General features: G+C 73.5%; 21 protein-coding genes and 3 pseudogenes. 15 read left to right on the forward strand and 9 right to left on the reverse strand.

Features of this window, described 5'->3' with window-relative positions:
* Positions 1-118: 118 nt before the first annotated feature.
* Both E3Z34_RS07825 and E3Z34_RS07830 read right to left on the reverse strand, forming a co-directional pair.
* Positions 119-1,738 (reverse strand): Na+/H+ antiporter NhaC family protein, encoded by a 1,620-nt coding sequence (locus tag E3Z34_RS07825; protein WP_134773157.1) that lies wholly within the window; start codon positions 1,736-1,738, stop codon positions 119-121.
* A gap of 123 nt (positions 1,739-1,861) precedes the next feature.
* Entirely contained in the window at positions 1,862-2,431 is a 570-nt protein-coding gene (locus E3Z34_RS07830; RefSeq protein WP_202977055.1) for a DoxX family protein, read from the reverse strand.
* A 100-nt stretch (positions 2,432-2,531) separates the two neighbouring features.
* Between E3Z34_RS07830 and E3Z34_RS07835 the strand changes: the two genes are divergently transcribed.
* Positions 2,532-3,350: an inositol monophosphatase family protein gene (locus E3Z34_RS07835; RefSeq protein WP_338043795.1), complete on the forward strand. Its 819-nt coding sequence runs from the start codon at positions 2,532-2,534 to the stop codon at positions 3,348-3,350.
* A gap of 4 nt (positions 3,351-3,354) precedes the next feature.
* Here E3Z34_RS07835 and E3Z34_RS07840 read toward each other — a convergent pair whose 3' ends face one another.
* The gene (locus E3Z34_RS07840) at positions 3,355-4,932 is read right to left on the reverse strand and encodes a nucleobase:cation symporter-2 family protein (RefSeq protein WP_134773158.1); all 1,578 of its coding nucleotides are present in this window, start codon (positions 4,930-4,932) and stop codon (positions 3,355-3,357) included.
* A gap of 102 nt (positions 4,933-5,034) precedes the next feature.
* Between E3Z34_RS07840 and allB the strand changes: the two genes are divergently transcribed.
* The 8 genes and pseudogenes from allB to E3Z34_RS07875 all read left to right on the forward strand — a co-directional run bounded on the left by allB (position 5,035) and on the right by E3Z34_RS07875 (position 14,735).
* Positions 5,035-6,423 carry an allantoinase AllB gene (allB, locus tag E3Z34_RS07845; protein ID WP_134773159.1) on the forward strand — a complete coding sequence of 463 codons (1,389 nt, stop codon included), beginning with the start codon at positions 5,035-5,037 and terminating at the stop codon, positions 6,421-6,423.
* Positions 6,424-6,615: 192 nt separating this feature from the next.
* Positions 6,616-7,989, forward strand: a pseudogene (locus tag E3Z34_RS07850) (xanthine dehydrogenase small subunit); the annotation flags it as partial.
* A complete protein-coding gene (gene xdhB / locus E3Z34_RS07855; RefSeq protein ID WP_134773160.1) occupies positions 7,989-10,439 on the forward strand; it encodes a xanthine dehydrogenase molybdopterin binding subunit in 2,451 nt (816 codons plus the stop codon). The pseudogene E3Z34_RS07850 and the gene xdhB, both read left to right, overlap by 1 nt.
* Before the next feature lie 50 nt (positions 10,440-10,489).
* Positions 10,490-11,254 carry a xanthine dehydrogenase accessory protein XdhC gene (gene xdhC, locus E3Z34_RS07860; RefSeq protein ID WP_420818982.1) on the forward strand — a complete coding sequence of 255 codons (765 nt, stop codon included), beginning with the start codon at positions 10,490-10,492 and terminating at the stop codon, positions 11,252-11,254.
* Positions 11,255-11,478: 224 nt separating this feature from the next.
* Positions 11,479-11,673, forward strand: a pseudogene (locus tag E3Z34_RS19735) (guanine deaminase); the annotation flags it as partial.
* Between the two features lie 194 nt (positions 11,674-11,867).
* Positions 11,868-12,584 carry an amidohydrolase family protein gene (locus tag E3Z34_RS19740; RefSeq protein WP_338043806.1) on the forward strand — a complete coding sequence of 239 codons (717 nt, stop codon included), beginning with the start codon at positions 11,868-11,870 and terminating at the stop codon, positions 12,582-12,584.
* Positions 12,574-13,911, forward strand: coding sequence for a DUF6986 family protein (locus E3Z34_RS07870; RefSeq protein WP_134773162.1), 1,338 nt, complete (start codon positions 12,574-12,576; stop codon positions 13,909-13,911). The genes E3Z34_RS19740 and E3Z34_RS07870 overlap by 11 nt, the downstream gene beginning before the upstream one ends.
* A complete protein-coding gene (locus E3Z34_RS07875) occupies positions 13,908-14,735 on the forward strand; it encodes a bifunctional allantoicase/(S)-ureidoglycine aminohydrolase (protein ID WP_134773163.1) in 828 nt (275 codons plus the stop codon). Before E3Z34_RS07870 ends, E3Z34_RS07875 begins: the two co-directional genes overlap by 4 nt.
* 14 nt (positions 14,736-14,749) lie before the next feature.
* On the opposite strand, the gene pucL is transcribed toward E3Z34_RS07875, so the two are convergent.
* From pucL to E3Z34_RS07900, 5 genes are read right to left on the reverse strand one after another with little or no spacing between them, the layout of a single operon-like run.
* Positions 14,750-15,631, reverse strand: coding sequence for a factor-independent urate hydroxylase (pucL, locus tag E3Z34_RS07880; RefSeq protein WP_134773164.1), 882 nt, complete (start codon positions 15,629-15,631; stop codon positions 14,750-14,752).
* A gap of 40 nt (positions 15,632-15,671) precedes the next feature.
* Entirely contained in the window at positions 15,672-16,010 is a 339-nt protein-coding gene (uraH, locus tag E3Z34_RS07885) for a hydroxyisourate hydrolase (protein WP_134773165.1), read from the reverse strand.
* Entirely contained in the window at positions 16,007-16,504 is a 498-nt protein-coding gene (uraD, locus tag E3Z34_RS07890) for a 2-oxo-4-hydroxy-4-carboxy-5-ureidoimidazoline decarboxylase (protein ID WP_134773166.1), read from the reverse strand. Before uraD ends, uraH begins: the two co-directional genes overlap by 4 nt.
* Positions 16,505-16,537: 33 nt before the next feature.
* Entirely contained in the window at positions 16,538-16,912 is a 375-nt protein-coding gene (locus E3Z34_RS07895; RefSeq protein ID WP_134773167.1) for a DUF2304 domain-containing protein, read from the reverse strand.
* A gap of 9 nt (positions 16,913-16,921) precedes the next feature.
* Positions 16,922-17,605, reverse strand: coding sequence for a glycosyltransferase family 2 protein (locus tag E3Z34_RS07900; RefSeq protein WP_238695410.1), 684 nt, complete (start codon positions 17,603-17,605; stop codon positions 16,922-16,924).
* A gap of 3 nt (positions 17,606-17,608) precedes the next feature.
* Between E3Z34_RS07900 and E3Z34_RS07905 the strand changes: the two genes are divergently transcribed.
* The 6 genes and pseudogenes from E3Z34_RS07905 (at position 17,609) to E3Z34_RS07925 (ending at position 22,368) form a co-directional block, all read left to right on the forward strand.
* On the forward strand, positions 17,609-18,289 hold the full coding sequence (locus E3Z34_RS07905) for an acyltransferase (protein ID WP_134773169.1): 681 nt from the start codon (positions 17,609-17,611) through the stop codon (positions 18,287-18,289).
* Complete coding sequence (locus E3Z34_RS07910) at positions 18,282-19,406, forward strand: DegT/DnrJ/EryC1/StrS family aminotransferase (protein WP_134773170.1); 1,125 nt, start codon at positions 18,282-18,284, stop codon at positions 19,404-19,406. Before E3Z34_RS07905 ends, E3Z34_RS07910 begins: the two co-directional genes overlap by 8 nt.
* The gene (locus E3Z34_RS07915; RefSeq protein ID WP_134773171.1) at positions 19,406-20,413 is read left to right on the forward strand and encodes a Gfo/Idh/MocA family protein; all 1,008 of its coding nucleotides are present in this window, start codon (positions 19,406-19,408) and stop codon (positions 20,411-20,413) included. The genes E3Z34_RS07910 and E3Z34_RS07915 overlap by 1 nt, the downstream gene beginning before the upstream one ends.
* A gap of 105 nt (positions 20,414-20,518) precedes the next feature.
* Positions 20,519-21,067, forward strand: a pseudogene (locus E3Z34_RS18760) (glycosyltransferase); the annotation flags it as partial.
* Between the two features lie 113 nt (positions 21,068-21,180).
* Entirely contained in the window at positions 21,181-21,714 is a 534-nt protein-coding gene (locus E3Z34_RS18765) for a glycosyltransferase (protein WP_238695411.1), read from the forward strand.
* 24 nt (positions 21,715-21,738) lie between these two features.
* Positions 21,739-22,368 (forward strand): DnaJ family domain-containing protein, encoded by a 630-nt coding sequence (locus E3Z34_RS07925; protein ID WP_134773172.1) that lies wholly within the window; start codon positions 21,739-21,741, stop codon positions 22,366-22,368.
* Positions 22,369-22,411: 43 nt separating this feature from the next.
* On the opposite strand, the gene E3Z34_RS07930 is transcribed toward E3Z34_RS07925, so the two are convergent.
* Positions 22,412-23,617, reverse strand: coding sequence for a glycosyltransferase (locus E3Z34_RS07930; protein ID WP_134773173.1), 1,206 nt, complete (start codon positions 23,615-23,617; stop codon positions 22,412-22,414).
* Positions 23,618-24,250 lie beyond the last annotated feature (633 nt).

The following is a 24,250-nucleotide window of genomic DNA, read 5'->3' on the forward strand; positions in this document are numbered from 1 at the left end:
CATCCGCATCAGGTCCTCCTCTCCTCAGGGCACGGGTATGCCGTGCCTCGGACACGATCCTCCCGGACCGGGCGAGGGCCGCGCAAGGGGTTTACCGGCCCGTCCCGGGCCGGGACCCTCAGGACGGGCTGAGCTCCCGGTCCGCCTGCTCCTCCCGGGGGATCTCCTCCTCCAGCGGGGTGAGCAGGACCTTGGCGCCCACGGCGAAGGCGGCGAGGGCGGCCAGCGTCACGACCAGGCCCACGACGCCGTTGCCGGTGACGGCGAAGGCGACGTACCCCAGGCCCGCCATGACCGCCGCGCTGATCGCGTAGGGCAGCTGGGTGGTCACGTGGGTGATGACGTTGGCCCCCGACCCGGTGCTGGACAGGATCGTGGTGTCACTGATCGGGGAGCAGTGGTCGCCCCACACCGCGCCGGCCAGGACCGCGCCGAAGGAGGCCAGGAGGAGCTCGGGACCGCCCTCGACGCTGTTCATGATCTGACCCGCGATGGGCAGGAGCAGGCCGAAGGAACCCCACGAGGTGCCCGTCGAGAAGGCCATCGCCCCGGCGAGGACGAACATCAGCGGGATCAGCCAGGAGGGCGGGATCGAGGCGGCCTCGACCAGCGAGCCGAGGTACTCCCCGGTGCCGAGCTGGCCGATGAGGTCGCCGAGCATCCAGGCCAGGAGCAGGATCGACACCGCCGGCATCATCGACCTGATGCCCTCCCAGAACCCCTTGCCCAGGGTGGCGGCGTCGAAGCGGGGGTTGCTGGTGGTGTAGCGCAGGTAGTAGTAGAGCGCGGCGGTCAGCCCGATGAGCCCGCCCCAGAGCAGCGCCACGCTGACGTCGGTGTTGGCGAAGATGTCGATGAGGCTCCAGCTGCCCTCGCCGCCGCGGTAGCCGGTCCACACGATGCCGGCGAGGACCCCGAGGACGAGCAGGGCGAAGGGGATGATCAGGGCGCGCTTGGCACCGGGCCGGTGCACCGGCAGGTCCTCCGCGAGCTCGCCGGGGATGGTCTCGCCCAGCCGGAAGGTCTGACCCTCCGCGATCGCCCGGCGCTCCTCCGTGCGCATCGGGCCGATCTCCACGTGCAGCAGGACGACCACCCACACCATGAGGACGGCGACGATGGCGTAGTAGTTCATGGCGGCGGCGCCGAGGAAAGCGCCGACGTCGCTGACCTCGAGGGTGGAGGCGGCCACGAGCGGGGCCATGATGCCGATGATGCTCGCCCCCCAGCTCGAGAACGGCGCGAGCACGGCGACGGGGGCGGAGGTGCTGTCCACGACGTAGGCGAGCTTGGCGCGGGAGACGTTGTGCTTGTCGGTCACCGGGCGTGAGACCTGCCCCACCGCCAGGGCGTTGAAGTAGTCGTCGATGAAGATGACGATGCCCAGCACGGCGGGGAGCACCTTGGCCCCGCGCCGCGTGCGGATCCGCTGCACCGCCCAGTCCGAGAAGGCCTTGGTCCCGCCGGACATCATGATGAGCGCCGCGATGATCCCCAGGAGCAGGGTGAAGACGAGGATGAAGACGTAGTAGGTGTTGACGGCGCCCTCGTCCCAGAAGATGCGCGCGAAGGCCTCCCAGACGAGCCGGAGCGTCTCCAGGGGGTTCCAGCCGGCGACCAGCAGGGCGCTGAGGACCACGCCGGTGCCGAGGCTGAGCAGCACCTTCCTGGTCAGCAGCACCAGGGCGATCGCGGCCACCGGCGGCAACAGGGTCAGGATGGGCAGGTCGTCGACCATGACGAGACCTCCTCGGTGGGGTAGCAGATCACCTTAGCGGGTGACCCTGCTGCCCGGGAGGACGCCGAAGGCCCACCCGGAGCGTGTCCGGGCGGGCCTTGATCCGGCGCGAGCGGCTGAGGCTCAGCGCAGGATGCCGTCGCCGACGACCCGGCTCCACCACTTGCCGAGGCCGAAGGTGTCCCCGGCACGGGTCGCTGCGACGGTGATGAGGGCCGCGGCCTCGATCCAGTGGGAGGTGGTAATGGGGTTGGTGGCCCCCTCCGATCCCAGCGGGAAGCTCGCGAGGTACATCATGAAGACGAGCAGGGTGCCCGTGATGGCGGCCAGCTTGACACCGGCACCGGCCACCATGGCCACGCCGATCCCCAGCAGGCCGGCCATGAAGAGCCAGTCCAGGAAGGGTGAGGCGTCGGACATGGCCCGGAACATCCCGCCGAAGGGGCCGGAGGCGTTCGAGAGGAACCCGAAGGTCGGGCTGCCGCCGTTGATCCAGGCCCGCTCCCCGGGGGTGGAGTAGCCCAGGCCCAGGAGCTTGTCGAAGAAGGCCCAGAGGAAGATCCAGCCGGTGAAGATGCGCAGGAAGGCCAGGGCGCCCCGGGCGAACGGGGAGCGGACGATGTCCTCCTGCATCGTCACGCCGGCGGGTGCGACGTCGGTCCTGTCACGAGTGGTGCGGATGGTGTCAGCCATGGCCCCGATCCTTTCGTCGTGCGGGGTGGTGGGCGATTACTATCTTACGTAGTAAGAGGCGCGGGCGCAAGTGCCTGCCCCGGCATGGAAGAGTGGGCGGGTGCCGATCGAGACGACCCGCATGCTCTCCCTCCTCCAGCAGGTGGCCGAGGAGGTCATCAACCCCCGCTTCCGGGCGCTGGCCGCGGACGAGATCTCCTCCAAGACCAGACCGGACGACCTGGTCACCGTCGCGGACCGGGAGGCGGAGGTGATGCTGACGCGGGAGCTGCGCATGGCCTACCCCGACGCCCTGGTCCTCGGGGAGGAGGCCTTCGCGACCGAGCCGGGGCTGGTCGAGGACTTCCGTGCCGCCGAGCACGCCTTCACCGTCGACCCCGTGGACGGGACCCGCAACTTCGTGCACGGCTCGCCCGACCACGCGGTGATGGTGGCGGAGGTCCGCGCCGGGACGACGGTGCGCTCCTGGATCTGGCAGCCGCAGCACCTCACCGGGTTCGTCGCCGAGCTCGGGTCGGGCGCCTACCGCGTCGACGCGCACGGGGGCACCGCGAGCCCGGAACGCCTCCCGATGCTGCAGCCGGCGGTCGACCCGGCGGCCTGGCGGGTGCGGACCTCGGCCCGCAGGTGGGTCGGGGACCGTCTCGGGGACGCTCCGCCCATGGACCTGACCTGGGTGAGCTGCGGGATCGACTACCCCAAGCTCGTGACGGGGGAGTGCGACGCCCTCGTCTACCGGGGGACCCAGCCCTGGGACCACGTGCCGGGGTCGCTCCTGCTCACCGAGGTCGGAGGGTTCGTGGGCGACCTCGGGGCGGTCACCTACGGGCCGCGCAGCAGGCCGGACGGGATCGTGGCGGGCGCCTCCCGCGAGATCGTGCAGGTCCTGGCGCCCTCCGTGGCGGCCCGACGACGCTGAGGCCTCACCCCCGGCCGGGGTCGGGCTCGGGGCGGGGGTCCGGGGCGGGGCCCTGCCGGAGGGTACGGCCCGGGTCGCGCTCGGGGTGGAGGGCCGGGTCGATCCGGCTGACCCGTCGGCCGCGCAGGTCGACCGCACGGCCCTGCCCGCGGTCGTGCCGCGTCGCGCCGGTGCCGTGCAGACGGTGCTCGTCGTCGGGGTTGATGTGCGAGATCGGGGGAGCCTCGGCGAAGACGGGCCCCTCCCGGTGCTCGTCCTGGTGCCCCCACACGTTGAAGATCGCGTTCAGCAGCACGGCGGTGATGGCCGCGGCCGTGATGCCGGAGTGGAAGATCGTGCCGAACCACTCGGGGAAGGCGTCCCAGAACTGCGGCACCGCGATCGGGATCAGGCCCATCCCGATCGCCAGGGCGACGATGACCAGGTTGGAGTTGCCCTCGTAGTCCACCGCGGCCAGCGTGCGGATGCCGCTGGCGGCCACCGTGCCGAAGAGCGCGATGCCGGCACCGCCGAGGACCGACGTCGGGACGACGGCGACGAAGGCGCCCAGGACGGGCACCAGACCCAGGACGACGAGGATGACCCCTCCGGCGGCCACCACGAAACGGCTGCGGATCCCGGTGATCGCGACCAGGCCGACGTTCTGGGCGAACGCGCTGAGCGGGAAACCGTTGAAGACCCCGGCGACGGCGCTGGACAGCATGTCCGCCCGCAGGCCGCCGGTCACCGTCTCCCGGTCGGCCGGCTTGTCGATGACCTCGCCGATCGCCAGGACGTCCGCCGTGGTCTCGGTCATGATCACCAGCAGGACGATGACCATGGCGATGATCGCGCCGACCTCGAAGGTGGGCGTGCCGAAGTGGAAGGGCGTCGTGAGCTGGAACCAGCCGGCGTCGGTCAGCCGGGTCACGTCGACCATCCCGAACGGGATGGCCAGCAGCGTGCCCAGCAGCAGGCCGAGCAGGATGGCGATCCGGGACAGGAAGCCGGGCAGGAAGCGGTAGATGAGGACGATGATGAGGATGGTCGCGGCGGCCATGCCGATGTTGCGCACCGAGCCGTAGTCCTCGGCGCCGACCCCGCCGGCCGCCCAGTTGATCCCCACCGGCAGCAGGGACAGGCCGATGACCGTGATGACGGTGCCGGTGACCACCTCGGGGAAGAAGCGCAGCAGCTGGGTGAACAGCGGGGAGATCAGGAAGCAGATGACCCCGGCGACGATGACGGCCCCGGAGATCGCCCGCAGGCCCTCCGGGCCGCCCCCGGCGGCGGTGCCGATGGCGATCATGGAGGTGACGGCCACGAACGAGGTGCCCTGCACGATCGGCTGCCTGGCCCCGATCCTCCACACCCCGATGCTCTGCAGGAGGGTGGCCAGCCCGGCCAGGAAGAGCGCTGCCGACACCAGGTAGGTGAGGTCGGCACCGCTCAGGCCGAGCGCCCCGCCCACGATGAGGGGGACGGCGACCACCCCGGCATACATGGACAGGACGTGCTGGAAGCCGTAGAGGAAGAGCTGGGTGGCGGGCAGCACCTCGTCGACGGGGTGCTTGCCCCCCTCGACGGTCACCCGGTCGGCCATGGCTGCGCTCCTTCGCGTCGTTCCCCCACCGGCGCGAACGTAGACCGGCCCCGGCCCGCTGTCAAGGTCGACGGCGGCCGGGTCAGGGGGCAGCATGGGCCCATGACCGCAGCGCCGACGCCTCCTCCGCTGGACCTGCTCGTCCTCGCTCCCCGGGCGGTGCTGCCCGGTTCCGACGAGGAGCGTTCGGTCCGGCTGAGGGTGAACGGCGGCAGGATCTGCCTGCTCGAGGACCTGGCGGAGGGGGAGCCGGACGAGGGGAGGCTCCCGACCGCGGCACGCACGCTTCGGCTGGCCCCCGACGAGGTGCTGCTGCCCGGCCTGGTGGACACCCACGTCCACGTCAACGAGCCCGGGCGGACCGAGTGGGAGGGGTTCGCGAGCGCCACCCGCGCGGCGGCGGCCGGCGGGGTCACGACTCTCCTGGACATGCCGCTCAACTCCGTCCCCTCGACGGTGACGCTCCAGGCCCTGCGGCTGAAGCAGGAGGTGGCCCGCGACCAGGTGGCGGTGGACGTCGGCTTCTGGGGCGGCGCCGTCCCCGACCACCTCGACGACCTCCCCGCGCTGCACGAGGCGGGTGTCTTCGGCTTCAAGTGCTTCCTCGCCGACTCCGGGGTGGCGGAGTTCCCGCACCTGGAGCCCGAGGTCTTCGCCGACGCCATGGCGCGGACGGCACGCCTGGACGCGCTGATGATCGTCCACGCCGAGGACGCCGACGCCCTGGAGCGCTCGGCCCCGCCGACCGGCGCGACCCTGGGCTACGACGACTTCCTCGCCTCCCGGCCCACGGACGCCGAGACCCTGGCCGTCCAGCTCGTCCTGGACCAGGCCCGGCGCAGCGGAGGCCGCGCGCACGTGCTGCACCTGTCCGCCGCGGACGCCCTCACCCAGCTGCGACGGGCGCGGGCCGAGGGGGTCGACGTGAGCGTCGAGACCTGCCCGCACTACCTCACCCTCACCGCCGAGGACGTCCCTGCCGGCGGGACGCAGTTCAAGTGCTGCCCCCCGATCCGGGAGAGCGCGAACCGGGACCGGCTCTGGCGGGGCCTGGAGGACGGCGACATCGACATGGTCGTCTCCGACCACTCTCCCTCGACCGCCGACCTCAAACGGCTGGACACCGGCGACTTCGGGACCGCCTGGGGCGGCATCGCCTCCGTCCAGCTGGGCCTGCCCGCCGTGTGGGACGAGGCCCGCCGGCGCGGCATACCCCTGGCCCGGGTGGTCCGCTGGATGGCCACCAACCCGGCCGACCGGGTGGGTCTGGCCACGAAGGGCCGGCTCGCCGTGGGCGCCGACGCCGACCTGGTCGTCTTCGCGCCCGAGGAGGCGTGGGACGTGGACGTCACGCGGCTCAAGCACAAGAACCCCGTCTCGGCGTACGCCGACCGGCACCTGGTGGGGCGGGTCCGGCAGACCTACCTGCGCGGGGAGCGCGTGCAGGACGACCGCCCGCCCGCCGGGCGGCTGCTCGAGCGTCCCCGTTGAGACTCGTCCATGGTGCGGGTAGCGTGACCAGCCGTGGCGGCCCGGGAGCAGCAGCCACGGTGAGGAGTCGAGGATGACCACCACGTCGCACGCGCGCGAGCACCTGACCGACGGTGCGCAGGAGCCGGGCCTGACGGTCAACGGCGAGCCCGCCGGTCTGGGTGGTGCCACCCCGCACACCTCGGTCCTGGACTGGCTCCGGGACCGGGGCCTGACCGGCGCCAAGGAGGGCTGCGCCGAGGGGGAGTGCGGGGCCTGCGCCGTCCTCGTGGCGCGCCCGGGCGCGGACGAGGAGCACCCGACCGAGTGGGTCGCGCTCAACTCCTGCCTGGTCCCCGTGGCCGCCCTGGACGGCCAGGAGATCCGCACGGCCGAGGGTCTGGGCCGCCCCGACGCGCTCCACCCGGTGCAGCGCGAGATGGCCGAGCGCGGCGGCTCGCAGTGCGGCTACTGCACCCCGGGGTTCGTCTGCTCGATGGCCGCCGAGTTCTACCGTCCCGGCCGGTGCCCGCACGAGGGCTCGGCCGAGCAGGGGGCGGGCGAGCACGAGATCGGGCCCAACGGCTTCGACCTCTCCGCCCTGTCGGGCAACCTGTGCCGGTGCACCGGCTACCGGCCGATCCGGGACGCCGCCTACGCCCTGGGCCGGCCCGCCGCCGACGACGCGATCGCCGACCGTCGGGCCCGGCCCGCGCCCCCGGTCCGAGCCACCCGGCTGCGTGCGGACGGCGCCGAGTTCGTCCGCCCCGCCAGCCTCGTCGAGGCGCTCGAGCTGCTGGCGGGCTCCGAGGAGGCGCTGCCCGTCGCCGGGTGCACCGACGTGGGTGTCGAGGTGAACCTCCGGGGGAGCCGTCCGCCCCTGCTCGTGGCCGTCGACCGGCTGCCGGAGCTGCGGGGCTGGAGGTGGGGGCGGACGAGATCCGGATCGGGGCCGGGCTGACGCTCACGGAGGTCGAGCGCGGCCTGGCCGGCCGGGTGCCGCTGCTGGCCCAACTCTTCCCGCAGTTCGCCTCCCGCCTGATCCGCAACGGCGCCACGCTCGGGGGCAACCTGGGCACCGCCTCGCCCATCGGTGACGCCCCGCCCGTGCTGCTCGCGCTCGAGGCGTTGCTGGTGCTGGCCGGGCCCGCTGGGGAGCGGGTCGTTCCCCTGGCCGACTACTTCACGGGCTACCGGGAGACCGTCCGGGACCGGGGCGAGCTCGTCCGGGAGGTTCGGGTGCCCCTCCCGCTGGCCGGCACCACCGCGTTCACCAAGATCGCCAAGCGCCGCTTCGACGACATCTCCAGCGTCGCCGTCGCCTTCGCCCTGGACGTCGTCGACGGTCGGGTCACCAGGGCCCGCATCGGCCTCGGCGGGGTGGCCGCCACCCCCGTCCGGGCGTGGTCCACGGAGTCCGCCCTGCAGGACCGCCCGTGGACGGCGGCGACGGTCGCGGAGGCGGCCGAGGTGCTGCGCGGCGAGGGCACCCCGATGTCGGACCACCGGGCCAGCGACCGCTACCGGAGGGCGATGCTGGGGCAGTCGCTGCTGAGCCTCCACGCGACCACCGCGGGGCAGGCATGATGAGCGAGCTGTCCGCACGCCCCCGGCACGCCGTGGTCGGCCGCAGCCTGAGCCACGAGTCCGCCGCCCTCCACGTCACCGGGCAGGCGCTCTACACCGACGACCTCACCCCCCGCACCAAGGACGTCCTGCACGCCTGGCCGGTCCAGGCCCCCCACGCCCACGCCCTGGTCACCGACCTGAGGGTGGAGCCCGCCTACGCGGTGCCCGGGGTGGTCCGGGTCCTCACCGGGGCCGACGTGCCCGGGGTCAACGACGCCGGCGTCAAGGGCGACGAGCCGCTCTTCCCGACCGAGGTCTGCTTCACCGGGCACGCCGTGTGCTGGGTGCTCGGCGAGACGCTCGAGGCCGCGCGGCGGGGGGCGACCGCTGTCGAGGTCGACTACGAGCCGCTGCCCTCGGTGGTCACGCTGGCCGAGGCGATCGCCGCCGAGAGCTTCCAGGGTGCGCAACCCACCGTCGCGCGCGGGGACGTCGAGACGGGGCTGGAGCGGGCGGCCCACGTCTTCCACGGCGAGCTCGACCTGGCCGGGCAGGAGCACTTCTACCTGGAGACGCAGGCCTGCCTGGCCACGGTGGAGGACGACGGGCGCATCTTCGTCCAGTCCAGCACCCAGCATCCCAGCGAGACGCAGGAGATCGTCGCGCACGTGCTCGGCCTGTCCAGCCACGAGGTCACCGTGCAGTGCCTGCGGATGGGCGGCGGCTTCGGCGGCAAGGAGATGCAGCCGCACGGGTATGCCGCGATCGCCGCCCTGGGCGCGCGCCTCACCGGCCGCCCGGTCCGGCTCCGGCTCAACCGGACCCAGGACCTCACCATGACCGGCAAACGGCACGGCTTCCACGCCACCTGGCGGGTCGGCTTCGCCGAGGACGGGCGGCTCGAGGCCCTGGAAGCCACGCTGACCTCCGACGGAGGCTGGAGCCTGGACCTGTCCGAGCCGGTGCTGGCCAGGGCCCTGTGCCACGTCGACAACAACTACTGGATCCCGGACATCCGGGTGACCGGCCGGGTCGCGCGCACCCACAAGACCTCCCAGACCGCCTTCCGCGGGTTCGGCGGGCCGCAGGGCATGCTGGTCATCGAGGACATCCTGGGCCGGTGCGCGCCGCTGCTCGGGATCGAGCCCCACGAGCTGCGCCGGCGCAACTTCTACGCCGACGGGCAGCACACGCCCTACGGTCAGGTGATCACCCAGGCCGGGCGGGTGCACCAGGCCTGGGACCAGGTGACCGGAGCGGGCGAGCTGGAGCGGCGACGTGCGGAGGTCGCGCGCTTCAACGCCGAGCACAAGCACACCAAACGTGCCCTGGCCATCACGCCGGTGAAGTTCGGGATCTCCTTCAACCTCACCGCCTTCAACCAGGCGGGTGCCCTCGTGCACGTCTACAAGGACGGCTCGGTGCTCGTGAACCACGGCGGCACCGAGATGGGCCAGGGGCTGCACACCAAGATGCTGCAGGTGGCCGCCACCAGCCTCGGCGTCCCCCTGGGGAAGGTGCGTCTGGCGCACACCCGCACCGACAAGGTCCCCAACACCTCGGCGACGGCCGCCTCCTCCGGGGCCGACCTCAACGGCGGCGCGATCAAGGACGCCTGCGAGCAGATCCTCGCTCGGTTGGCCCAGGTCGCCGCGCAGCGGCTGGGCGTGCCCGCCCCCGACGTGCGCTTCGCCGACGGGACCGTGTCGGGGCTGGGCACGGCCCAGGCGCTGCCGTGGGAGGAGGTGGTCCACTCGGCCTACTTCGCCAGGGTCCAGCTCTTCGCCGCCGGCTACTACCGCACCGAGGGCCTGCACTGGGACTCCAGCGTGATGCGGGGCAGCCCGTTCAAGTACTTCGCCCACGGGGTCGCCGCGGCCGAGGTCGAGGTCGACGGCTTCACCGGCGCTTACCGGACCCTGCGGGTGGACATCGTCCACGACGTCGGCGACAGTCTGTCCCCGCTGATCGACATCGGGCAGATCGAGGGCGCCTACGTCCAGGGCGCCGGGTGGCTCACGCTGGAGGACCTGCGCTGGGACGAGAGCGACGGCGAGCACCGCGGGCGGCTGCTCACGCAGAGCGCCAGCACCTACAAGCTGCCCAGCTTCTCCGAGATGCCCCTGGACCTGCGCGTCAGCCTGCTCGAGCGCGCGCACGAGGAGGGGGCGGTCTACGGGTCCAAGGCCGTCGGTGAGCCGCCGCTCATGCTGGCCTTCGCCACGCGTGAGGCGCTGCGCCAGGCGTGCGCGGCGTTCGGCCCCCCGGGCACGAGCGTCGACCTTCCCAGCCCCGCCACGCCGGAGGCGGTCTACTGGGCCCTGGAGGAGGCCCGTGCGGCCCCCGGCGGCATCCCGGACGGGGACGTCGACCCCGGGGCCGGACCTCCTCCGCCGGAGCCCGACCCGGACGCGCCCGAGCGCAGGCCGGAGTCCGAGGCCGCCCTGCACGAGCTGTCCGAGGCCTGATGCGCTGGCTGGCGGCGGTGGAGCACCTGCGGTCCCGCAGGGAGCCTGGGGTGCTCGTCACCCTGACCTCGGTGCGGGGTCACGCACCTCGCGAGGCCGGGGCCAAGATGGTCGTGGGTCGGGACCGCACCTGGGACACCGTGGGTGGCGGCAACCTCGAGGCCGAGGCGGTGGAGCGGGCCCGGGCGATGATGACCGAGGGCAGGGCCGCACCGGAGTCCTTCGGCTCCGCGCTGTCGGACCGGGCGGCCGGCCGGCACGGTGTGCAGTGCTGCGGCGGGGAGGTCACCCTGCTGCTGGAGCCGCTGCCCGTGGTGCCGGCGGTGGCGATCTTCGGCGTGGGGCACGTCGGCCACGAGCTCGCGCGCATCCTGGCCCGCCACGACCTCGACCTCCACCTCGTCGACACCCGGGAGGCCCAGCTCGACGAGGACAGGCTCGCCCCCCTGGCCGACGCCGACGCCCGGGTCCACCCGCACCGGGTGCCCGTGCTGCCCGAGATGGTGGTGCCGAGCCTCCCACCCGGCACCCACGTGCTCGTCATGACGCACGACCACGCCGAGGACGCCGCGATCGTCGACACGGCGCTGCGCCGCCCGGACCTGGCCACCGTCGGTCTCATCGGCTCGCGTGCCAAGTGGGTGCGGCTGCGCGCACGTCTGCTGGAGGCCGGCCTCGGCGAGGACGACCTGGCCCGTGTCGTCACCCCCGTCGGCCTGCCGGCGGTGCCCGGCAAGGACCCGGCCAGCATCGCGGTGGGCGTCGCCGCCGACCTGCTCGTGCGCATCGGCGCCAGGGCCGGTGCCCACCGGTGACCCTCTACCGCGGCACCTTCCTCGACACCCCGGACGACCCCTTCGCCGGGGGTCGGCTGCGGGCCCTGGTCGACGGCGCCCTCGCCGTCGACGACGAGGGCCGCATCGTCGAGCGGGGCGGCTGGGGGCAGGTCCGAGCAACCCGTCCCGACGAGGAGGTGGTCGACCTCACCGAGGGGCTGGTGATCCCCGGCCTGGTCGACACGCACGTCCACCTCCCCCAGGTGCGGATCATCGGCGCGCTGGGCCTGCCGCTGCTCGACTGGCTGGACCGGGCGGCCCTGCCCGAGGAGGCCCGCCTGGCCGATCCCGGGTACGCCACCGGGGTGGTCTCGGACTTCGTGTCCGGCCTGGTCGCGGCAGGCACCACGACCGCCATGGTCTTCGGCTCGCACTTCGCCGGCGCGGTGGACGCCTTGTTCGCGGAGGCCGACCGGGCCGGGCTGCGGGTGACCAGCGGACTGGTCGTCAGCGACCGGCTGCTGCGGGCCGACCTGTTCACCTCCCCGGAGCAGGCCTACACCGAGGGGCTGTCGCTCGCCTCGCGCTGGCACGGACCCGCCGGAGCCGGTATGCCGTCATCCCTCGCTTCTCCCTGTCCTGCACCGACGAGCTGCTCGCCTCCTGCGCCGCGCTCCAGCAGGAGGTCGACGGCGTGTGGTTCACCTCCCACCTCAACGAGAACGTCGTCGAGATCGACACGGTCGCGACCCTCTTCGTCGCGGCGGAGCACTACCTGCAGACCTACGCCGCGCACGGCCTGGTCGGTCGGCGCAGCGTCTTCGCGCACAACGTGCACCCCACCCACGACGAGCTCGTCGACCTCGCCGCCGCCGGCGCCGGCGTCGCGCACTGCCCGACCAGCAACGCCGCGCTCGGCAGCGGGCTGTTCCCCCTGCGCACCCACGTCGAGCACGGCGTGCGGGTGGCGCTCGGGTCCGACGTCGGGGCCGGCACCGGTTTCTCCCTGCTCAAGGAGGGCCTGCAGGCCTACTTCATGCAGCAGCTCCTGGCCGGGGAGGGGCTGCCCCTGGGGTCGGCCCACCTGCTGCACCTGGCGACCGCGGCCGGCGCCGACGTCCTGGGCCTGGGCGACACCGTCGGACAGCTCTCGGTCGGCCACGACTTCGACGCCGTCTGGGTGCGACCACCGACCGGGTCGACGCTCGACGTCGCCCTGCGGCACGCACGCTCCGAGGAGGACGCCCTGGCCAAGGTCTTCGCCCTCGGCACCCCACCGACGTCCGCGCCACCTGGGTGGGCGGGTGTCCGGTCAAGGCCGACCCCACCCGTCTTCCCGATCCGTACACTGCGGCACTGTGAGTCCTGACCCCGCCACCGGCAGCCGCGTCCTGGACGAGGAGGCGCTGGCCCGCATCCACGCCTACCTGGCCCCGACCGACGTCCGGCTCGCCGCCGACCACCCGGGCCCGTCCTCGCGTCGCCAGCCGGTCCACACCGTCTACGTACCCGCCGACCAGCCCGCGGCCGCCCGATCCGTCGCCCCGGCCTGGGGGGCCGCCGCCCTGGAGCTCACGCAGACCGCCGGGGGCCTGGAGCAGGTCTGCCAGGACCTCGGGCTCGACGAGGAGCTGGTCGCGCAGGTCGCACCCCGGGCCGAGCGCAAGCTGAGGGCCGAGCCGGTGGAGGACCTGCGCATCGACTTCGAGGACGGCTACCACCACCGCGACGACGCCTCGCACGACGCGGACGTCGTCCGGGCGGTGCACCGGCGCAGGGCCGACGAGCAGGACGGGACGGCCACGCAGTGCTGGGGGGTGCGCTTCCCCTGCTTCGAGGCCGACACGCGCGCCCGGGGCCTGCGCACGCTGGACCTGACCGTGGGCGAGCTGATCCGTACCGGGGGCCTGCCGGACGGTCTGCGGCTGACCTTCCCCAAGGTGAGCACCGCCACCCAGGTCGAGGCGCTGGTGATGGCGCTGGAGGAGATCGAGCGCGGCCACGGCCTGCCGCCGGGCCGGCTGACCTTCGAGATCCAGGTCGAGGTGCCGCAGCTGATCGTGGGGGCGGACGGCACGGTCGAGCTCGCCAGGGCGGTGCGGGCCGGCCAGGGTCGGGTCACCGGCCTGCACTACGGGACCTACGACTACTCGGCGGCCCTGCAGGTGGCCGCCGCCCACCAGGCGCTGGACCACCCGGTCGCGGACCAGGCCAAGGCGGTGATGCAGCTCGTCGTCGCCGGCACGGACGTGGAGCTGTCGGACGGGTCCACCAACGTCACCCCCACCGGGGACCCCGCCCAGCGTGCGGCCGCCTGGCGACTGCACCACCGGTTGGTCTCGCGGTCCCTGCGGCAGGGGATCTTCCAGGGCTGGGACATGCACCCGGGTCACCTCGTCACCCGGTACGTCGCCACCTACGCCTTCTACCGCTCCGGGCTCGGCCCCGCCCTGGACCGGGTCGGTCGCTACGCCCGACAGGTCGGTGGCGAGGTGATGGACGAGCCGGCGACGGTGCGGGCGCTGGCCGGTTTCCTGCGCCGCGGGCTGGCCTGCGGCGCCGTCGACGAGGACGAGGTGCGGGCCGCGACCGGTCTCGACGGCCCGACCGTCACCGAGCTGGCCCGGCCCCGTTCCGACACCGCGGCCCTGGTCGCCCCCCGCGACGGCACCACCGAAGGAGACACACCGTCATGACCTACTACGTCCCGCGCGGCGGGCTGCCCGGCCAGGACGAGCTGACGACCGACCGCGCCGTGGTGACCGACGCCTACGCCGTGATCCCGCGGCGGACGCTCAGCGACATCACGGCCAGCCTCCTGCCGGGGTGGGAGGGGATGCGTATGTGGGTGCTCGCCCGTCCGCTCACCGGGATGGCCGAGACCTTCTCCCAGTACGTCGTCGAGGTGCAGCCCGGAGGCGGCAGCGAGCAGCCGGAGACCGACCCCGGGGCGCAGGGCGTGCTCTTCGTCGTCGCCGGGCAGCTCACCGTCCACGTGCGGGAGCTGGAGCACGTGCTGGGGGAGGGCGGCTACGCCTACCTCGCACCGGGGGAGCGTTGGTCGGTCCGGGCGTCCGGGGACCAGCCGGCGGTCTTCCACTGGATCCGCAAGCGCTACCAGCCCGCACCCGGTGTCGAGACCCCCGGGTCCTTCGTCAGCTCCGACCGGGACGTCGAGCCGACCCCGATGCCCGGCACGGACGGGCGCTGGGCGACCACCCGCTTCGTGGACCCCGCGGACCTGCGTCACGACATGCACGTCACGGTCGTGACCTTCCAACCCGGTGGCGTCATCCCGTTCCCCGAGACGCACGTCATGGAGCACGGGCTCTACGTCCTGGAGGGCAAGGGGGTCTACCTGCTCAACCAGGACTGGGTGGAGGTCCAGGCCGGTGACTTCATGTGGCTGCGGGCCTTCTGCCCGCAGGCCTGCTACGCCGGGGGACCGGGGCCGTTCCGCTACCTGCTCTACAAGGACGTCAACCGGCACGCCGCCCTGGGCCTCCTCTTCGGCGGCTGACGGCATACCCGAGGTCAGCAGAAACCGGCGATCCCCGTCCAGGCGGCCTCGGCCGCCGTTGACCCCTCGCGCGCGAAGGCGGCCTCGATGAGCCCGTAGGGACGGTCGGCGGCGTGGAAGACGATGCCCGGGTTGTCCACGCCGAAGGGGGCCAGGTCGGACAGGAAATGGTGGTTGTTCGGGCAGGAGAAGCGGATCTCCTCGACCTCCGGATGGCTCTCCAGGACCGCGTCGGCCATCTGGTAGAGGGTCTGCTGCAGCGCCTTCGAGTACTCGGCGCCGAAGGCCCGCATGATCGTGGCCTTGATCCCCGCGTAGCTGGCGTTCCAGTCGACGCCGTCGGTGCTGCCGTAGCGCCAGCGGGTGGTGACGTCGGTCGCCAGGATGCGGTCGTCGGTCTCCGGGAGCGTCGTGTAGCGGTCCTTCGGGTAGCCCGCGAAGCCGGACGCGGTGGTCTTCAGGACGCTCAGGCCGTAGAGCCCGCTGATCATCGTGTCGGACCCCCCGTCCCGCACGAGGACGGCGGTGCGGGTCTCGGGGGAGGAGCGGTAGAAGGTGTGGTCGTGGTCCTCGATCCGGGCCCAGCCGACCTGCTCGGCGGCCCACCGGCCACCGGTCACCCAGTCGAACTCCCCGGTGAAGTGGTCGGCCAGGCGCAGCAGGAAGGCCTCGGGGGACCCGATCCCGTCCCGGGCGAAGGCGAAGATAGTGTTCTTCTGGGTGTCGGTGGTCACGACGTGGCTGTTGTCGCCCTCGTAGTGCGCGGCCTCGAAGTCGCCCCGCAGCTGCGAGGTGACGGTGAGGTCCTCGATCGCGTGCCGGTCGGTGTCGCGGGTGACACGCACGACGTGGTTCTCGGCCTTGCCGTACTGGTTGAGAGTCAGCTCGGTGGTCATGGGGACTCCTTCGTCGGACGGGTATCGGAGCGCGGGAGGGTCAGCTCCCGCGGTAGGTGGAGTACGCGAACGGGCTGAGCAGCAGCGGCACGTGGTAGTGCGCCTGGGCCTCGTCGATCCGGACCTCGACCTGCACCTGCGGGTAGAAGGTCTCCTGCCCCCGGGCGGCGAACCACTCGCCGGTGCCGAAGGTGATCCGGTAGGTGCCCGAGGGGAGCCGCTCGGGACCCAGCTCACCGACCCGGCCGTCCGCGTCGGTGACAGCCCGGGCCAGGACCTCACCCCCGCCGTCGGCGAGGGCCACGGGGACCCCGGCCGCGGGGGTGCCGGCGGTGGCGTCCAGGACGTGGGCGGTGACGAAGCTGCGGTGCGAGGTCACGTGAGGGCTCCTTCCAGCCGGAGCAGGGCGATCTGGCCGAGCTGGTCGGCGACCTCACGCTCCTCGGTGTGCGGGTCGTTGGCGGTGCGGCGCCGGCACTCGGCCAGGATCTTCGTGGCGTCCCGGCCTGCGGCGCGGATGAGGAAGACGCGGTCGAAGCGTGCCTCGTAGGCCTCGTTGGCCGCCCGGAGCTCGCGCTGGACGGCGTCGGTCAGGTCCAGGCCCCGCTGCTCGCCGCGGGACAGCGCGGCCTCCCTGGCCGTCCCTCGTGCCCGCTCACCGATGCGCGGGTGGTGGGCCAGCGCCGCGTCCACCTCCGAGGGGGTCAGCGGGTCGTCCTCCAGCACCTGCCGGGCGCGGCGGACGGCCTCCTCGACCGTGGCGTAGGGGCGACCCGCCACCACGGCGTCCACCCATCGGGGCACGTCCAGACAGGGGCGCACGAGGGCCGCGGCCTGGTCCGGATCTGCGTCGTTGAGGTCGGAGAGCGTCATGGCCACCCCATCCTGCCGCCTCCGGCCGCCCTGTCAAGGGTTGGTGCCGCCTCCGTTGCGCTCGGGCCGCTCGTCCAGGGCCGCGCGCACGGCGAGCTCGCGGGCGAGCACCGTGACCTGCTGCTCCATCTGCCGCATCCGGCGGTAGGAGGCGGCGACATACCCGAGGAAGACCACCGTCAACCCGTAGAGGAGCAGGTCGGCACCGCGCCCGACGCCGAGGAACTGCGCCACCTGGGTCAGCAGGCGCGGGAAGAGGATCGCGGCGGCGGCGAGCACGACGAAGGCGACCAGCATGAGGCGGCGGACCGCCTGGTGTCGGGCCCCCGCCGTCGACCGGGTGAGCATCGTGGTGACCACGACGATCGCCACGAGCAGGACGATCTTGATGAGCGGTTGGTCGAGCACGTCAGCGCCTCACTTCAGGATCGTGTCGATGAGGATGTTGACGGAGTTGACCAGGGACTGGCCCTTGGCCTTGCTGTAGTCGGTGTAGATGACGTGCACCGGGTGCTCGGCCCACGGCAGGCCCGAGCGCCCCAGCTGCAGCACGATCTCTGTGGCGTGCGCCATCCGGTTCTGCTGGAGCGCCAGGTGCCCGGCGGCGTCCCGGCGGAGCACCCGCAGCCCGTTGTGGGCGTCGGTGAGCTTCATCCCCGTCTGCTGGTTGGTGAGCCACACGGCCGCCTTGAGGACCACCTTCTTCAGCGCGCCGGGCCGGGTGCGGTCGTCCAGGAACCGGGAGCCGAAGACGATGGCCAGGTCGTCGTTCCGCGCCCGACGCACCATGTCGGCGGCGTCGGCGACCCGGTGCTGACCGTCGGCGTCGAAGGTGACGAGGTATGCGGCGTCGGTGGCCCGCAGCACGTAGTCCACCCCGGTCTGCAGCGCGGCGCCCTGGCCCAGGTTGACCGGATGCCGGACGACCGCCGCCCCGGCCTCCCGCGCGATGTCCGCGGACGCGTCGGTGGAGGCGTCGTCGACGCACACCACGTGCGGGAAGACCTGCATGGCCTCCCGCAGCACGTCCCCCAGCACCTGTGCCTCGTTATGGACGGGGACGACCAGCCAGGCGTCCTCGAGGCGGGGCGTTAGGCTCATGCCGTGCATTCTCCCGCATCGCGCATCGTCGACTCCGCCGACGTCTCGCCGGACGCCGTCATCGGCGACGGCAGCTCGGTCTGGCACCTCGCCCAGGTGAGGGAGGGAGCCGTGCTCGGCGCGGGCTGCGTGGTCGGTCGGGGGGCCTACATCGGGACCGGGGTCGAGCTGGGCGACCACTGCAAGATCCAGAACTACGCCCTCGTCTACGAGCCGGCGCGGCTCGGCCACGGCGTCTTCGTCGGCCCGGCCGCCGTGCTCACCAACGACACCTTCCCCCGCGCGGTGAACCCCGACGGCTCGCTCAAGAGCGCGGCGGACTGGGAGGCGGTCGGGGTGCGCATCGGGGACGGTGCCTCGATCGGTGCCCGCGCCGTCTGCGTGGCCCCCGTGACCGTCGGTGAGTGGGCGACCGTCGCCGCCGGGGCCGTCGTGACCAAGGACGTCCCCGCCTTCGCCCTCGTCGTCGGGGTGCCCGCCCGCCGGGTGGCCTGGGTGGGGCACGCGGGCCGGCCGCTCGAGCCGACCGGCACCCCCGGCCTGTGGCGCTGCCCGGTGACCGGCGCCACCTACCGTGAGCACGGCGAGAGCCTGCGACCCGACCGCACCGACACCGGCACGACCGGCACTCCCACCACCGACACGCCCACGACCGACACCGAGGAGACCCCGACCCATGACTGAGCTGGAGATGATTCCTGCTGCCCGGCCGTTGATCGGGGAGGAGGAGCGTGCTGCGGTGGACCGGGTGCTGCGCTCGGGGATGGTGGCGCAGGGTCCGGAGGTCGCGGCGTTCGAGGAGGAGTTCGCGGCGCAGCTGGTGGGTGGGCGGACGTGCGTGGCGGTGAACTCGGGGACCTCGGGGTTGCACCTGGGGCTGCTGGCGTCCGGGATCGGGGCGGGGGACGAGGTGATCGTGCCGTCGTTCACGTTCGCGGCGACGGCCAACGCGGTGGCGCTGACGGGGGCGACGCCGGTGTTCGCGGACATCAGCCCGGACACCTTCACCCTGGACCCGGAGGCGGTGGCGGCGGCGGTGACGGACCGCACGGCCGCGGTGATGCCGGTGCACCTGTACGGTCACCCGGCGGACCTCGAGCCGTTGCTGGAGGTGGCGGCCGAGCACGGGCTGCAGCTCTTCGAGGACGCGGCGCAGGCGCACGGGGCGACCTACCGCGGGGCCCCGGTGGGGTCCTTCGGGTCCTTCGGCATGTTCAGCCTCTACCCGACGAAGAACATGACCTCCGGTGAGGGTGGGATGGTCTCGTGCGCGGACGAGGAGATCGCCCGGGGGGTGCGGCTGCTGCGCAACCAGGGGATGGAGAGGCAGTACGCCAACGAGGTCATCGGGCTGAACAACCGGATGACCGACATCCACGCCGCGATCGGGCGGGTGCAGCTGAGCAAGGTCGGGGGCTGGACGGCGCAGCGGCAGGCGAACGCCGCGTGGTTGGACGGTGCGCTGGCCGGTGTGGCCGGCGTGGTGACCCCGGTCGTGCGGGAGGGGTGCACGCACGTTTACCACCAGTACACGGTCCGGATCGAGGGTGCGTCGGCGGCCGAGCGTGACGCGGTGGTGTCCGCGTTGCGGGAGGAGCACAAGGTGGGGTCCGGGGTGTACTACCCGACGCCGAACCACGAGCTGGTCTCGCTGGCACGGTTCGCACCGGCGCACGAGCTGCCGGTGACCGCGAGGGCTGCGGCCGAGGTGATCAGCCTGCCGGTGCACCCCTCGCTGTCGCAGGGTGACCTGGAGCGGGTCGCCGCGGCGGTCCACGCGGTGGTCGGGGCGGGCGCCTGATGGGCGGGGTGATCCCGGAGGGTCGTCCGGTCCGGATGGGGCTGATCGGGCTGGGCTCGATGGGGCGGCACCACGCGCGGGTCATCCGGGGGGTGGAGGGGATGGACCTGGTCGCGGTGGCGGACCCGTTCGGTGACAAGCACGGGGTGGCCGGCGGGCTGGAGGTGCTGCCGGACGTGGCGGCGTTGATCGGTGAGGGGATCGACGCGGCGATGGTGGCGGTGCCGACCTACCTGCACGAGGAGGTGGCGCTGGCGCTGGCGGAGGCCGGGGTGCACACGATGGTGGAGAAGCCGATCGCGGCGACCGCGGCCTCGGGGGAGACGGTGGCGCAGGCGTTCGAGGCGGCCGGGCTGGTGGGGGCGGTGGGGTATGTCGAGCGGTGCAACCCCGCGCTGCTGGAGATGCGTCGGCGGATCGCCGAGGGTGAGCTGGGCGAGGTCTTCCAGATCACGACGTCACGGCAGGGCCCGTTCCCGGGGCGGATCGCGGACGTGGGCGTGGTCAAGGACCTGGCCACGCACGACATCGACCTGACGGCGTGGATCGCGGGCTCGCCTTACGCGCAGGTCGCGGCGCAGGTGACGCACCGCTCGGGCCGGGAGCACGAGGACATGGTCGTCGCGACCGGGCGCCTGGCCAACGGGGTGATCGTCTCGCACACGGTGAACTGGCTGTCGCCGATGAAGGTGCGTCAGACGGTGGCCACGGGCGAGAAGGGTGCGTTCGTCGCCAACACGCTGACCGGTGACCTGACCTATGTGCGCAACGGTGACGTCCGCAGCGAGTGGGAGCGGTCCAGCCACTTCCGGGGCGTGTCCGAGGGCGACTCGACCCGCTTCGCCCTCGCCCGGCGCGAGCCGCTGCTGGTCGAGCAGGAGGCCTTCCGGGACGCCCTGTGGGGGAGGCCCTCCGACGTGGTCTCCATGGCCGAGGGCGTCCACACCCTGCGCGTGGTCGAGGCCGTCCTCGCCTCCGCCGCGACGGGCCAGACCGTCACCCTGTGACCCGCCCCCCTTCCCCACCGGCCGCCTCGCGTGGTTGCCCCATGACCCACCGACCGCCTCATCTGGTTGCCCCATGACCCACCGACCGCCTCATCTGGTTGCCCCATGACCGACCGAGCGCGCCGTGTGGTGCTCGCGACCCGGATCTTCGCGCCGGAGGCGGCGGCGGCCACCTTCCGGCTGGGTGCGTTGGTGCGGGCGCTGGCCGACCGCGCCGAGGTCGCCGTGCTGACCACGACCCCGCCCCCCTCCCTGCGGGGCGACGCCGTCCCTGACCCGGACGGGGTCAGGGTCTCCCGGTGGCCGGTGCTCAGGGACGCCACCGGCTACGTCCGCGGCTACCTCCCCTACCTGTCCTTCGACCTTCCCCTCACGCTGCGGCTGATGACCTCGAGGCGTCCGGACGTCGTCGTCGTCGAGCCGCCACCGACCACGGGAGCCGTGGTGCGGGCGGTGCTGGCCCTCCGCGCCGCGGCGGGTCCCCGCGTCCCCTACGTCTACTACGCGGCCGACGTCTGGTCCGACGCCACCGCCTCGATGGGTGCCCCGGCACCGGTCGTCTCCGTGATGCGGGCGGTCGAGGCCTTCGCCCTCCGCGGAGCGCGCGACGTGATCGCGGTCTCCGACGGAGTCGCCGAGCGCGTCCGCGCCCTCGTCGGTGCGGGCCGGGTGACGCCCCGGGTCACGGTCGTGCCCAACGGCATCGACACCGACGTCTTCGCGCCCGACGGCCCTCCGCACCCGGGGCGCCGTCGACGCCATACCTCGTGTATGCGGGCACCGCCTCGGAGTGGCAGGGCGCCGAGGTCTTCGCCGAGGCGATGCGGGAGGTCGTGCGGGAGGAGCCCGACGCGCGCCTGGTCTTCCTCGGGCAGGGGTCGAGCTGGCCTGCGCTGCAACGCATCCAGGCCCAGCTGCCGACCGGCGCGATCGAGCTGCGCCCCCTCGTGCCCCCCGCGGAGGCCGCGGCCTGGCTCCGGGGGGCGGCCGCCGCCCTGGTGAGCGTGCGACCGGGGGTGGGGTACGACTTCGCCTATCCCACCAAGGTCATCGCCGCGCTGGCCACCGGGACGCCCGTCGTCTTCGCCGGACCCGGCCCGGCGGCGCAGGACGTGCAGGAGCACGACCTGGGGGCGGCGGTCCCGCACGAGGTCGGGGCTGTCGCCGAGGCCATGCTCGCCGCGGTGCGTGCTGGCCGCGGGGACGCCGCGGTGATCGATCACCGGGCCGCTTGGGTCCGGGAGCACCGGAGCCTCGCCGCGACCGGCGACCGGGCTGCGGACGTGGTCCTCGCTCCGTAGGTTGAGGGGGACGGAGGGAGCGTCATGACCGAGAGGACGGAACGGGAGGAGGACGGCGCCCGACGCGCCGAGGACGGCTCGACGTGGGGCCGGCCGGGGGCGCGGCCGGGAGCTCCGAGGGCCGAGGACCAGCTGGCCGACCAGGGGGTGCGCCGCCGCCCACCGGCGGCGACCACGGCCCGCGCGGTGCAGACCTGGGTGGACCAGGCCATCAGCCAGGCTCAGCGGCAGGGAGCCTTCGACAACCTGGCCGGGGCGGGGCGTCCCCTGCCGGACGTGGACGTGCGCTCCGATCCGGACTGGTGGGTCAAGGGGCTCATCGAGCGGGAGCGGCTCGACCTGTCCGGCGCGCTGCCCGGCCCCATGCAGCTGCGCCGGGAGAAGGCGGCCTTCCCGGGCAGCCTGCTCGACCTGCCGGACGAGGACGCCGTCCGGAGCCACCTGGAGGACTTCAACGAGCGGGTGCTCGCCGACCGCCGGCGCCCCCACGCGGGCGCCGGGTCACCGCCGGTCGTCGGGCGCGTCGACGTGGAGGAGATGGTCGAGGTATGGCGTGCGGCGCGGGCCGCCCTGCCCCCGACGCCTCCGGAGGTGCCGCCCACCGGGCAGGTGGAGCCGCCCGCCCCACGCCGTCCGTGGTGGCGTCGCAGCTGAGCGAGGACCGCGAGGGCTCGTCGAGGGCCCGGGAGGATGCCCCTCAGCCGCCGAGGACCTCCCGCAGCACCCGGACCGAGCCCCGACCGTCGTGCAGCTCCCGGACCCACGCCGTGCCGCTCCGGGCCAGCTGCCGGTGGGTCTCCGGGTCCCCCAGCACGCCCTCCATCACCTCCGCGAAGGTCGTCGGGTCGGCCTCGAGCAGCGGCAGGTCCGACCCGGCGAGGTCGCGGGCCCGGGCCCGGACCGCCGGGGTGGCGTGGCCCACGACGAGCCGGCCGGCCGCCATCGCCTCCACGGCGAGCACCCCGACGTTGCCCAGCGCGAGCTGGTCCACCACCACGTCGGCCGCGGCGACGGCGGCCGGCATCCGCGCGTGCGGGACGCCCTCCAGACGCCGGTAGACGACCCGGCCCTGCTCGTGGAGCCGCCGCAGCACAGGCTCGACGACCTCGGTGGCCTTGAGTCGGGGGTTCGTCGGGGCGTGGAGCACCACCGGCACGGGCCGCTCCAGCGCGGCGGGGGCGTCGGCAAAGGCGGCCACGTCCACCGTGACCGGGAGCAGCCGCGCCCCGGGCACCGCCTCCAGCATGTCGAGCGTGGTGACGAGCACCGGCCCCGGGAACGCCTCGACCACCTCCCGGGTGCGGTCCACGAGGGCCTGGAGCCGGTGCCACCGCTCGTCCCACACGCCCCGGAACGGCGAGGCGGGGTCCCGCTCGGCGTGCTCGTGCAGGTCGCGCAGCTCCGAGCCGTGCACGACCAGGGCGACACGTGCGCCGACCGCCTCCAACGCCGGCAGGTCGTCCAGGACGGTGCGCCGGAAGACGTCGTCCAGGACCGCCCGCCCGGTCTCGGACAGGACCCCTGTGACCCCGGCCCCGCCTCCCGTGCCGAGGACCCGGTCGCGGTGGAGCGGCATACCTCGTGCCTGCACCCGTCTGCTCAGGTGCACGTCGGTCGCGTAGGCGAGCGTCGCGGCGCCCGTGGCGACCCGCTCGGCCGACAGGGCGAGCGCCTCGACGTCCGGCTGCTGCCGGGCCGCACGCGCCCAGGCCTGAGCCTGGCCCGCCGTGTTGAGCGGACCGAGCAGCCAGCGGTGCGGACCGTCCCCGGCGAACCAGGGCTGCCGGCGGAGCTCCCGCTCGGCCACGGCGCGCAGGGCCCGCTCCGGCAGGGCGCGGGCCGGCGCGGGAAGAGCCTGGTAGGCGCGGTAGGACAGCCCTCGCGCGCCGCGGAGCGGAGCCATGGGCACCAACCTAGGTCAACTACGCTGGGGCGACCCCGCGTGCCGTCGGACCCGTCCAGAGGAAGGAGCGTCGTGAAAGCCCTGTGGGCCACCGTGCGCGACCTGCTCACCGTCCTGCCCGCCGGGACCCGCCGCTTCATCCTCACCTTTGCCGCGCTCCAGAGCCTGCTCGCGACCCTCGACGTGGCGGCCATCGGCCTGCTGGCGCTCGTGCTGGCCCCGATGCTCACCGGCGCCGAGCTCACCATCCCCGTCCTGGGCATCGTGGTCTCGACGCCCACGCAGTTCCGCAACGTGCTCCTGCTCGTCGGCGGCCTCATCATCACCAAGTCGGTGCTGGCCGTGGCGCTGCAGTGGTGGGCCACCCGCCGCTTCGCCCGCTTCGAGCAGAACCTCGGGGCCCGGTTGCTCGAGTCCACCTTCTCCGCCCCCTGGACCGAGCGGCTGAGCCGCAACTCCACCGACCTGGTCCGCTCCACGGACGTCGGCGTCGCCTCGACCGTCTCCGGGGTCCTCATCCCGTTCTGCCAGCTCTCCGGCGAGCTGTTCACCTTCCTGGCGGTGCTGCTCGTGCTCGTCGTGGCCCAGCCGGTCCTGGCCGGGGCGACGATCGTCTACTTCTTCCTCGTCGGC

Origin of the sequence: Ornithinimicrobium flavum (genome assembly GCF_004526345.1) — a bacterium.
Taxonomy (GTDB): Bacteria; Actinomycetota; Actinomycetes; order Actinomycetales; family Dermatophilaceae; genus Ornithinicoccus; species Ornithinicoccus flavus.